Origin of the sequence: Mycolicibacter icosiumassiliensis, from assembly GCF_900078685.2 — a bacterium.
Classification (GTDB): domain Bacteria; phylum Actinomycetota; class Actinomycetes; order Mycobacteriales; family Mycobacteriaceae; genus Mycobacterium; species Mycobacterium icosiumassiliensis.
The window spans coordinates 3,738,240-3,749,079 of the sequence record NZ_LT546166.1 but is presented as its reverse complement, the minus strand read 5'-3'; the positions used below and the strand labels follow the sequence as shown (position 1 = coordinate 3,749,079).

Genomic DNA, 10,840 nt, shown 5'->3' with positions numbered 1-10,840 from the left:
CCCGGGGGCTAAGATCCGGGAATGTCGCAACTGTTCCCCGATTACCGCCCGCTCTGGGAGACCGACCAGCATCGCGAACTGCGCAAGCACGCCGCGGAGTTCCTGCGCAAGGAGGCCACCCCGCATCAGGAGCGCTGGGTCGCCCAACACGGCGTGGACCGCGAGTTCTGGAACAAGGCCGGTGACGCCGGGCTGCTGGGGTTGGATCTGCCCGAGGAGTTCGGCGGAGCCGGCGGTGACTACGCCATGCACTCGGTGATTCAGGAAGAACTCGTCTACGCCCACGACCAGTGCTTCGGCTTCTCGGTGCATTCGCCGATCGTGGCGCACTATCTGTACGCCTACGGTAACGACGAGCAACGGAAACGTTGGCTGCCCAAGGTCATCAGCGGTGAGGCGGTGCTGGCGATCGCGATGACCGAGCCGGGCACCGGCTCGGATCTGCAGTCGGTGCGCACCACCGCGGTGCGCGACGGCGACCACTACGTCATCAACGGCTCGAAGACGTTCATCTCCAACGGAACCCATTGCGATCTGCTGGTGATCGTGGCCAAGACCGACCCGTCCCAGGGGGCGGCCGGGGTGTCGCTGATCGTCGCCGAGACCAACGGACTGGCCGGCTTCGAACGCGGTCGGGTGCTGCAGAAGATCGGCCAGCACGGCCAGGACACCCGGGAACTGTTCTTCGCCGACATGCGGGTGCCGGTGGCCAACCTGCTCGGTGAGAAGGAAGGGCTGGGGTTCTATCAGCTGATGGAGCAGTTGGCCCGGGAGCGGCTGATCATCGGGACGCTGTGCGCGGCACTGGCCGAGGCCGCCGTGCTGGAGGCCATTCGCTACTCCAAAGAACGTGAGGCGTTCGGCCGGCCCATCGGCAATTTCCAGCACACCAAATTCGTGCTGGCCGAATGCAAAACCGAGACGCTCGCGATCAAGACCCTGGTCGACTACGCGATCAGTCAGTACGTCGGCGGCAAGAACGACCCGATGACCGCGTCGATGGCCAAACTGTTCGCCGCCGAGAAATCCGACCAGGTCGTCGACAAGTGCCTGCAGATCTTTGGCGGCTACGGCTACATGGCCGAATACCCGATCGCCAACATGTACACCGGTTCGCGGGTGAACCGGATCTACGGCGGCACCAGCGAGATCATGAAGGAGATCATCAGCCGATCGCTGTGAGCGAGCGGCAGATTCTGGAGCGCTTCGTGGCCCCGGCGTTCGACACGAAAAGTTGATCGCGACCCCGAACTTCTAGAACGCGTTCTAATCTGACCGTCATGGGATTTCTCAAACAGGACACCCCGCAGATCGACTTTGAGAAATGGAGCAAGGGCACCCGCGCCGAGAAGATCAAGCCGATGGCGCGGCACTGGGCCGAGGTCGGTTTCGGCACCCCAGTTCTGCTGCACCTGTTCTACGTCGTCAAGATCGCGCTGTACGTCCTGGCGGCCTGGTTGCTGGTGCTGACCACCACGGGAATCGATGGCTTCACCAATGTCGCGCACTGGTACGCCGAGCCCATCGTGTTCGAGAAGGTCGTGTTGTACACGATGTTGTTCGAGGTGGTCGGCCTGGGCTGCGGGTTCGGACCGCTGAACAACCGGTTCTTCCCGCCGATGGGCTCGATCCTGTACTGGCTGCGACCCGGCACTATTCGGCTGCCGCCGTGGCCGGGCCGCATTCCGTTGACGAAGGGCGATAGCCGAACGCCGTTCGATGCGCTGCTCTACGGCGCCCTACTGGTGCTGCTCATCGTCGCGATCTTTTCCGATGGAACCGGCCCGGTGCCCGCGCTGGGGACGACGGTCGGGGTGCTGCCGGCGTGGCAGATCTGGGCCGTGTTGATCGTGCTGGCGGTGCTGGGCCTGCGGGACAAGGTCGTGTTCCTGGCTGCTCGCGGCGAGGTGTACGCCTCGTTCACCGTCGCGTTCCTGTTCGCCGGCTACGGCGTCGATCTGATCCTGGGTGCCAAGCTCGTCTGTCTGGTCATTTGGTTGGGCGCGGCGACGTCCAAGCTCAACAAACACTTCCCGTTCGTCATCTCGACGATGATGAGCAACAATCCGCTGTTTCGGCCGCGGTTCATCAAACGCAAGTTCTTCGAACACTTTCCCGACGATCTGCGTCCGGGCTGGCGTTCGCGCTGGCTCGCGCATTTCAGTACGGCCGTCGAGGGGCTGGTCCCGCTGGTGTTGTTCTTCAGTCACGGCGGCTGGCCCACGGCGATCGCCGCGTTCGTCATGCTGTGCTTCCACTTCGGAATCCTGTCCGCGATCCCGATGGGCGTGCCGCTGGAATGGAACGTCTTCATGATGTTTTCGGTGCTGGCGCTGTTCGTCGGTCATTCCGGGGTCGGGCTGACGGATATGACCACACCCCTGCCGATACTGCTGTTCGTCGTGGTCGCGGGGACCGTCGTGCTGGGGAATCTGTTCCCCCGCAAGGTGTCCTTCCTGCCCGGCATGCGTTACTACGCGGGCAACTGGGATACCACGTTGTGGTGCATCAAACCGTCGGCTGACGCGAAGATCGCCGAGGGAATCGTGTCGATCGCCAGCATGCCCGCCGCCCAATTGGAGAAGTTCTACGGCAGCAAGGAAGCAGCGCAGATCCCGATGTACATGGGGTATGCCTTCCGCGCCTTCAACACTCACGGCCGCGCACTGTTTGCCCTGGCCCACCGCGCCATGGCCGATCAGAACGAAGACGACTACGTGCTCACCGACGGCGAGCGAATCTGCAGCACCGCGCTCGGATGGAATTTCGGTGATGGGCATTTCAGCAACGAGCAGCTGGTCGCCGCGCTCCAGAAGCGCTGCCGGTTCGAGCCCGGCGAGGTGCGCATCGTGATGCTGGACGCGCAGCCGATTCAGCGGCAAACCCAGCAATATCGGTTGGTCGATGCCGCCACCGGCGAGTTCGAACGTGGCCACGTCAAAGTGGCGGACATGGTGGTGCGCCAGCCCTGGCAGGACGACCTGCCGGTGTTCCCCGACCGTCGAACGTGAAGGTAGCTGCACGTTCGACGGTCGAGCGTGAAACTGGCTGCACGCTGGACGAAGTGCAATGTGATCCAGATAACTGGTCCAACCAGTTGACCAGTAGGGTCGGGTGTCTGACCATGTAGACCATGGATCTGGCACCCATTCCCCGCGCGGCGATATCCGACACGATCTTTGTGCGGCTGGTCGAGGAGATTCTGACCGGACGCCTGCCGGCCGGCGAACCGCTGCCCTCAGAGCGTGAATTGTCGTTGACCCTGCAGGTCAACCGGCATGCGGTGCGCGAAGCGCTCAAGCGGCTGCAGCAGGCCGGGCTGGTCCGGATCAGCCACGGCGGAAAGACCCGGGTGTTGGATTGGCGCCAAAGCGCCGGCCTGGACGCCCTGACCGGCTTGGCCATCGCCGGGGCGATTCCGGCGCGTCAGATCATCGGCGATGTCGCGGTGATGCGGCGTTCGATCGCCGCGGACGCGGCCCGGCTCTGTGCGCGCAATGCCTCACCGGAGCAGCGGGCCGCGATCACGGCGGCCGCCGCGGAATACCCCAGCTCCGGGGACCTCACGGCGGTCAGCGACGCCGACCTGGCGTTCTGGATCGCCGTAATTGACGCATCCGGCAATATTGCCTACCGGCTGGCGCTCAACACCTTGGTCGCCGCCTACGACGAGATGGGGCGCGACGCCATCTACGCGCTGGGCGCCGCCGAGTTTGCCGACCGCAGCGCACACATCGAGCTGGCCGCGGCGATCGCCGCCGCCGACGAGGACGCGGCATACCCGCTCGCCGACGCATTGCTGACCCGGTTCGTCATGGCCTGCCAGGCCGGCGCCGAGGGAGAGGAATAGCCGCATGTTCGACCTCATCGCCCACGCCATCCCGGTCTTCGTGCTCTGCCTGCTGCTGGAAGCCGTGTCGTTCGCCGTGCGGCCCGACGACGACGAGCGCGGCTACGAACTACGCGATACCGGCACCAGCCTTTCGATGGGCATCGGCAACGTGATCATCAACATCGGCTGGAAGCTGGTGGTGCTGGCGATTTTCAGCGGGGTCTATCTGCTGGCGCCGGTTCACCTGCCGGCGGCCAACCCGCTGACCTGGATCGCGTTGTTCGTCGCCGACGACGTCGCCTACTACTGGTATCACCGCACCCACCACACCATCCGGGTGTTCTGGGCCAGCCACGTGGTGCACCACTCCAGCCGGCACTACAACCTGTCCACGGCCCTGCGTCAGACCTGGACGCCGTTCACCGCGGTGCCGTTCTGGATCCTGTTGGCGTTTGCCGGATTCGCTCCGTGGATGATCCTGCTGCAGCAGTCGGTCAGCCTGCTCTACCAGTTCTTCATCCACACCGAGCGGGTCGGCAAGCTCTGGCGGCCCATCGAATTCATCTTCAACACCCCGTCACACCACCGCGTGCACCACGGGGCGAACGCCCAATACCTCGACAAGAACTACGGTGGGATCCTCATCGTCTGGGATCGGCTGTTCGGCACCTTCGAGCCCGAGGAGGAGCGCGTCATCTACGGCTTGACCAAGAACATCGACACGTTCAATCCGGTGCGCGTGGCCACCCACGAGTACGTCGCGATCTGGCGTGACATCCGCGCGGCCCGCAACTGGCGTGCGGTGTTGGGCCACCTGTTTCGCGGCCCGGGCTGGCAGCCGTCGGGTTAGGAGTTGGGTTTGACCCACTCGTCGTAGAACGGCGGCATGGCCGAGGCCTGGGAGGTGAACTGCGCGTCGCGCTTCTCCAGGAACGCGCGCACGCCGTCGGCGCCGTCGCCGATGCTGGTGTAGAACATCGCCAGCGAGTCCACCCGGTGCGCCTCGACCGGGTCGGGCTGGGCGGAGTTGCGGTAGAGCATCTGGCGGATCAACGCGAACGAGACCGGCGAGCGGCCCTTGGTCCAGGCGTCCGCGACCGCCCGTGCCTCGGCCAGCAGGGTCTCCGGCTGGTGGATGGACTGGGCGATCCCGCAGGCGTGCGCGTGCTCGGCGTCGAGGATGTCGGCGCGGTAGAGCAGATCCAACGCCGTTGGCACGCCCACGATCCGCGGCAGGAACCACGTCGAGCAGGCTTCCGGGGTGATGCCCAGCTTCCCGAACACCAGACCGAACCGTGCCTTGGTCGAAAACAGCCGGGCGTCCATCGCCAGCATCATGGTGGCGCCGATCCCGACCGCGGCGCCGTTGACCGCGGCGATCACCGGCTTGCGACAGCCGTAGATCGCCAGCGTCACCCGCCCGCCGGTGTCGCGGACCCGGGCCAGCTCCGGATCGTCGAGGTCGCTCATGTCGGCCAGTGACGGCGTCTTGGACTCGTCGAGTCCGAACACGTTGCCCGAGCTGGACAGGTCCATCCCCGCGCAGAACGCACGTCCGGACCCGGTGACGATTACCGCGCGGACGGCGTCGTCGTCGTTGACCTGCACGAAAGTGCGCTCCAACTCCTCGGCCATTTCGACGGTGAACGCGTTGAGATTCTCCGGTCGGTCCAGGTACACGGTGAGAATGCCGTCTTCAACCTCGTGCCGCAGCGTGTTGAACTCCATCTCCCCGAGGCTAGTTGCACCGATCTGTTGACTCTGCCCCCGGGGGAGCTTCGACACTGGACCACATGCCGACACTGTTGCCCATCGGGGACTTCTCCCGGATGACCGATCTGACCGTCAAGGCGTTGCGGCTCTATCACGAGCGCGGCCTGTTGGCGCCCGTTCAGGTGGACCCGTCGTCGGGCTACCGCTACTACAGCCCGGACCAAGTACCGATCGCCCAGGTCATCCGCCGGCTACGCGATCTGGGCATGCCGCTCGGCGAGCTGACCGAGGTGATGCGCGCCGAACAGGTCACCGACCGCAACCGGGCCATCGTGGCTCACCTGCAACGGCTCCAAGACCGCCTGGCGCAGGCCGATCTTTCGCACCAAATCCTGACCACGACAACATGACAAGGAGTTCACCCATGGAGATCACGCTGCACACCGTCACCTTCGACTGCGCCGACGCCGAGGGCAACGAGTTCGACATCGTGGCGGCATGAGATGTCAATGCTGACAGCCGCATTGGTCGCTACCGGGCCGGTCGCCGAACATCGCGACGCGATGGCCCGCTACGGATGGTTGGTGGGCGGCCGCTGGGACCTTGACATCACCTGGTTCGGCGACGACGGCACCCGCCAAGTCGCCGGCTGGATGGTTGCGGACTGGGTGCTCGACGGGCGGGCCGTCCAGGACGTCTGGCACGCCGACGGCCTCTTTCACGGCACGACGCTGCGCGTCTATGACCCGACCGTCGACGCCTGGCACATCCAGTGGACCGAACCGCAGCTAGGACTTCGGCTGCTCCAACTGGGCCGCACCGACGCGGACGGGATCGTCCAGGACGGCGCACTGCCGGACGGCTCGGCCATCCGATGGAGCTTCCGCGACATTGCCCCGGACTCGTTTCGCTGGCGCGACGAACGCAGTAGCGACGGGCACACCTGGGTGCTGAAGCAGGAGTACCTCGCCCGCCGCGGATGAACCCGCCGGCGTCATGCGTGCGGCGACCAGTAGGCAAGCATCTCGGCGAAGGTGTCGAATGCCGGTTTCGAAATTCCGTAGGGAGCCTCGAAGTGCAGGCTCAACGGGTAGCCCAATTCCGCCACCCCGTCGATGACCCGTTTGTACAGATCGAGCAACTGGCGGCGTTTGGTGTCGGGTTCGCCTGCGGCCAAAGTCCGGACGAAGGCCTGTTCGGCGGCGACGGCCTCGTTCCCCGGGTCCTGGATCAGCCAATCGATCAGTCCGACGTTGGCCTCCATCTTCGGCACGAAGCCGAACGACAACAGAACCTCGGGCCGGTGGTCACTGACGTTCTTGAAGTCGCGCAGGAATCCGACAATCGCATCGGAGTAGAGCAGCTGCGTCATCCCGAAGGTGGCGCCCCGGTCGCATTTGAAGGCGAAGCGGTCCTGCTCTGCGTCTCGGGTCGGGATGAGGATGACGCCCCGGTTGTCGACCAGATCGTCGAACTTCGACAGGGCATCGGTGGGTGCGACGCCGCCGCCCTCACCGTCGTTCAGCGTGCGCGGGACGCCGACGAAGATGATTGCGTCGAACCCGGCCTGGCGCAGCCCCGACAGTCGCGTCCGCAGCGCTGCCTCGTCGAGGAATGCGGTGACCTGCGTGCACAGTCCGTGTACGCCGGGCAGTTCGGGGTGGATGACCGACCAGAAGTCGGAGACATCGAGTTTGGGTTGTATCTCAATCGGCCGGCCATCATCTTCGGGGATTAATCCGGGGATCATTACGTGACCGATCCGGCCCGCGATGCCCGCTTGCTCGGATAACTGTAGGACCTTGCGGGCCTCTTCGCGGGCGTGCTCGGTTCCGCGATCGGTGTTGGGCGGCACTAGTTCCAGTGCAATGGTGTTCAACGGCACCAGGGGACTCCGTATCTCATTGGAACGGACATGTTGCGCCCCAGAGACAGCTCTGGGGCGCAACATGCCAGACGGTCACAGACTGGCGCGGGCGTCCTTGGCGGCAGCGACCAGGTTGGCCAGCGAAGCGGTCACCTCGTCGGTCTTGCGGGTCTTCAGACCGCAGTCCGGGTTGACCCAAAGCCGCTGTGCCGGAACGGCATCCAGTGCCTCACGCAGCGATGCGGCCATCTCGTCGGCGCTGGGCACCCGCGGCGAGTGGATGTCGTAGACACCCGGGCCGACCCCGTTGGAGAACCCGATCGCGTTGAGGTCGTCGAGCACCTCCATGTGCGAGCGCGCCGCCTCGATCGAGGTGACGTCGGCGTCCAGGTCGGCGATCGCACCGATCACCTCGCCGAACTCCGAGTAGCACAGGTGGGTGTGGATCTGTGTCGCGTCGGACACGCCCGAGGTGGACATCCGGAACGAACCAACCGCCCAATCCAGGTAGGCCGCCTTGTCGGCGTCGCGCAACGGCAACAGCTCGCGCAGGGCGGGCTCGTCGACCTGAATCACCGCGATGCCGGCGGCTTCCAGATCCACCGTCTCCTCACGGATCGCCAACGCCACCTGGTAGGCGCTGTCGGCCAGCGGCTGGTCGTCGCGGACGAACGACCAGGCCAGGATGGTGACCGGACCGGTCAGCATGCCCTTGACCGGCTTGTCGGTCAGCGACTGGGCGTAGGTGGCCCACTCGACCGTCATCGGGTTGGGTCGCGTCACGTCACCGAACAGCACTGGCGGGCGAACACAACGGCTGCCGTAGGACTGCACCCAGCCGTTGCTGGTGGCGAAGAAGCCCTTCAGCTGCTCGGCGAAGTACTGCACCATGTCGTTGCGTTCCGGCTCGCCGTGCACCAGCACGTCGAGGCCGAGGTTCTCCTGCAGCTTGATGACGGCGGCGACCTCCGCCTTCATCCGGTTGGTGTACTCCGCCTCGTCGATCTCCCCGGCCACCAGGGCCGCGCGGGCTTTGCGGATCTCCACGGTCTGCGGGAACGAGCCGATGGTGGTGGTCGGCAGCGGCGGCAGGTGCAGCCGCTCGTCCTGGGCGGCGCGGCGTGCCTCGGCCGAACCGCGCTGAATGCCGGCCGCCCGGATCTCGGCGATCTGCGCGCGCAACGCCGCATTGTTGAGCCGCGGGTCGGACTTGCGGGAGGCGACCGCGGCGTTGGACGCCTCGATCTGCTCGGTGACGGCTTCCCGACCCTCACGCAGGGCGCGGGCCAGGGTGGCCACCTCGGTCACCTTCTCGGCGCCGAACGCCAGCCAGCTGCGCAGCGCGTCATCCAGTCCGGTCTCGGGCTCCAGCGAGTAGGGCACGTGCAGTGTCGAGCACGACGTAGAAACAGCTACCGCCCCGGCCGAACCCAGCAGGCTCGCCAGCTTGGCCAGTGCGGCCTGCAGGTCGGTGCGCCAGATGTTGCGGCCGTCGACGATCCCGGCCACCAGCGTCTTGGAGGCCAGCTTCGGCACCGAGGCGATCGCGGTGTCGGGGCCGTAGACCAGGTCGATGCCGATCGCCTCGACGGGCGTGTTGGCCAGCGCCGCCAGCCCAGCGCCGGGGTCGCCGAAGTAGGTGGCTACGAAGATCGACGGCCGGTTGCTCAGCCCGCCGAGGCGGTTGTACACCTGCTCGGCCAGGGCCGGCGCGTCCGCGGCGATGTCGGTCACCAGCACCGGCTCGTCGATCTGGACCCACTGCGCGCCGGCGTCGGCCAGCTTGCCCAGCAGCTCGGCGTAGACGTCGGTCAGCTCATCGAGGCGCGAGATCGGTGCCGGCGCGCCGTCGACGGCTTTGGACAGCAGCAGGAACGTAATCGGCCCGATGATCACCGGTCGGGCCACGTTTCCGCCGAAGCCCTGTTCCTTGGCCTCGACGAGCTCGGCGAGCACCTTGGCGGGGTTGAGGGTGAACGTTGTGTCCGGGCCGATCTCGGGAACGATGTAGTGGTAGTTGGTGTCGAACCACTTCGTCATCTCCAGCGGAGCGATCTCGGCGTTGCCGCGAGCCGCGGCGAAGTACCGGTCGAGCTCGTCGGCGACGCCGGCCACCCGGGCCGGGAGTGCGCCCAGCAGTACCGCGGTGTCGAGCATCTGGTCGTAGTAGGAGAACGTGTTCACCGGTACCGAGTCGAGTCCGGCGGCGGCCAGCTGAGCCCAGGTGTCGCGGCGCAGGCCGGCGGCCACCTTCTTCAGCTCGTCCTGGCCGATGCGGCCGGCCCAGTAGCTTTCGGTGGCACGCTTGAGCTCGCGGCGCGGCCCGATACGAGGTGAGCCGAGAATGGTGGCGGTAAAGGGTTGAGCGGTCACGATTTGATCCTTCAATTGACGAGGGTGGGTCAACGCCAGCAGCCGTCCAGCTGATCCGGTCCCGTGCCTATATATAAAGCACTGTAACCCTCAAAACCAGACGCCCATTCCGCGAGGCGTTGATCCGCCGGGCGCGGCGCGCCCAGCACAACAGGCAGGTATTCGGACTCGCAGGCGCGCACCGAGGTGCTCCTAATGGCCGTCGCTTCCCAGTCGATGGGCGAACCCGTGACCAGTGCTTTGTGACGGCGGTCGTTCCTGCATACCGCTGCGGGACAGTCCCGGATTCTCACCGGGTTCCCTCTTGCGCACCGCGGAAAACCGCTTTGCGCTCGATGCCGAGGCCACCTCGCGGCGACAACGGCAAACCAGTTGCGTAACCGAGATTACCTGGTCAATCGCCTCGAAGCGCCTCCGGGATCGGGGTCGGGCCGTCGTTGAACTCGATGGTGCGACCGATCGTCGAGTCCTCGCGCAGGCAGGCCGCGATCACCTGGGCGACGTTGCCGCGGGAGACCTGCCCTTTGCCGGTGTCGGGGCCGACGGCGATCCGGCCGGTCGCCGGCTCGAGGGTGAGCCGGCTCGGTCCCAGCACCGTCCAGTCCAGGTCGGTGGCGCGCAGATGGGCGTCGGCGGCGGCTTTGGCCTGCGCATACGGAAAGAACGGGTCGCCGTCGGGAACACCGTGATCGGGACCCGCACCGAAATAGGACACCATCACGAAGCGCCGCACACCGGCCTTTTCGGCGGCGTCGACACAGTGAATGGCGGCGTCGCGGTCGACGGCGTAGGTGCGTTCCGGGTTGCCGCCGCCGGCGCCGGCGGAGAACACCACCGCATCGTGGCCGGCCAGCAGCCGGGCCAGGCCGTCGGTGTCGAGCTGCTCGATGTCGGCCACCACCGGCACCGCGCCGGTGACCGCGACCTCTTCGGCGTGGTCGGGGTTGCGGAACACCGAACTGACCTGGTCGTGGGTTTGGGTAAGGAGCGGGGCGAGCAGCAGGGCGATTTTGCCGTGGCCGCCGATGATCATGATGCGTGCCATGGATTCGACG

Annotated in this window: 10 protein-coding genes and 1 riboswitch; of the genes, 6 read left to right on the top strand and 4 right to left on the bottom strand. The window is 66.0% G+C overall.

Going from position 1 to position 10,840, the window contains the following annotated elements:
* Positions 1-21: 21 nt before the first annotated feature.
* The 4 genes from BN4346_RS41835 to BN4346_RS41820 all read left to right on the top strand — a co-directional run bounded on the left by BN4346_RS41835 (position 22) and on the right by BN4346_RS41820 (position 4,682).
* Positions 22-1,182 (top strand): acyl-CoA dehydrogenase family protein, encoded by a 1,161-nt coding sequence (locus BN4346_RS41835; protein ID WP_067975635.1) that lies wholly within the window; start codon positions 22-24, stop codon positions 1,180-1,182.
* A 98-nt stretch (positions 1,183-1,280) separates the two neighbouring features.
* A complete protein-coding gene (locus BN4346_RS41830; protein WP_067975632.1) occupies positions 1,281-3,011 on the top strand; it encodes a DUF3556 domain-containing protein in 1,731 nt (576 codons plus the stop codon).
* Between the two features lie 122 nt (positions 3,012-3,133).
* The gene (locus BN4346_RS41825) at positions 3,134-3,850 is read left to right on the top strand and encodes a FadR/GntR family transcriptional regulator (protein ID WP_067975629.1); all 717 of its coding nucleotides are present in this window, start codon (positions 3,134-3,136) and stop codon (positions 3,848-3,850) included.
* A 4-nt stretch (positions 3,851-3,854) separates the two neighbouring features.
* Positions 3,855-4,682 (top strand): sterol desaturase family protein, encoded by an 828-nt coding sequence (locus tag BN4346_RS41820; RefSeq protein ID WP_067975626.1) that lies wholly within the window; start codon positions 3,855-3,857, stop codon positions 4,680-4,682.
* Here BN4346_RS41820 and BN4346_RS41815 read toward each other — a convergent pair.
* Positions 4,679-5,560 (bottom strand): crotonase/enoyl-CoA hydratase family protein, encoded by an 882-nt coding sequence (locus tag BN4346_RS41815; protein ID WP_067975623.1) that lies wholly within the window; start codon positions 5,558-5,560, stop codon positions 4,679-4,681. The two genes, BN4346_RS41820 and BN4346_RS41815, sit on opposite strands and share 4 nt — an antisense overlap.
* A gap of 65 nt (positions 5,561-5,625) precedes the next feature.
* Here BN4346_RS41815 and BN4346_RS41810 point away from each other — a divergent pair, with 65 nt between their 5' ends.
* Together BN4346_RS41810 and BN4346_RS41805 are read left to right on the top strand one after the other, a co-directional pair.
* Positions 5,626-5,955: a MerR family transcriptional regulator gene (locus BN4346_RS41810; RefSeq protein ID WP_067975620.1), complete on the top strand. Its 330-nt coding sequence runs from the start codon at positions 5,626-5,628 to the stop codon at positions 5,953-5,955.
* A 99-nt stretch (positions 5,956-6,054) separates the two neighbouring features.
* Positions 6,055-6,528: a hypothetical protein gene (locus BN4346_RS41805; RefSeq protein ID WP_154677646.1), complete on the top strand. Its 474-nt coding sequence runs from the start codon at positions 6,055-6,057 to the stop codon at positions 6,526-6,528.
* Positions 6,529-6,539: 11 nt separating this feature from the next.
* Here the strand turns inward: BN4346_RS41805 and BN4346_RS41800 are convergent, their stop codons facing one another.
* The 3 genes from BN4346_RS41800 to BN4346_RS41790 form a co-directional block, all read right to left on the bottom strand.
* Positions 6,540-7,430, bottom strand: a complete 891-nt coding sequence (locus tag BN4346_RS41800; RefSeq protein ID WP_067975614.1) for a mycobacterial-type methylenetetrahydrofolate reductase — start codon at positions 7,428-7,430, stop codon at positions 6,540-6,542.
* A 75-nt stretch (positions 7,431-7,505) separates the two neighbouring features.
* Positions 7,506-9,800 (bottom strand): 5-methyltetrahydropteroyltriglutamate--homocysteine S-methyltransferase, encoded by a 2,295-nt coding sequence (metE, locus tag BN4346_RS41795; RefSeq protein ID WP_407695116.1) that lies wholly within the window; start codon positions 9,798-9,800, stop codon positions 7,506-7,508.
* 121 nt (positions 9,801-9,921) lie between these two features.
* A riboswitch (cobalamin riboswitch) is annotated at positions 9,922-10,127 on the bottom strand.
* Between the two features lie 52 nt (positions 10,128-10,179).
* A complete protein-coding gene (locus tag BN4346_RS41790) occupies positions 10,180-10,830 on the bottom strand; it encodes an SDR family oxidoreductase (protein WP_067975612.1) in 651 nt (216 codons plus the stop codon).
* Positions 10,831-10,840: the final 10 nt, after the last annotated feature.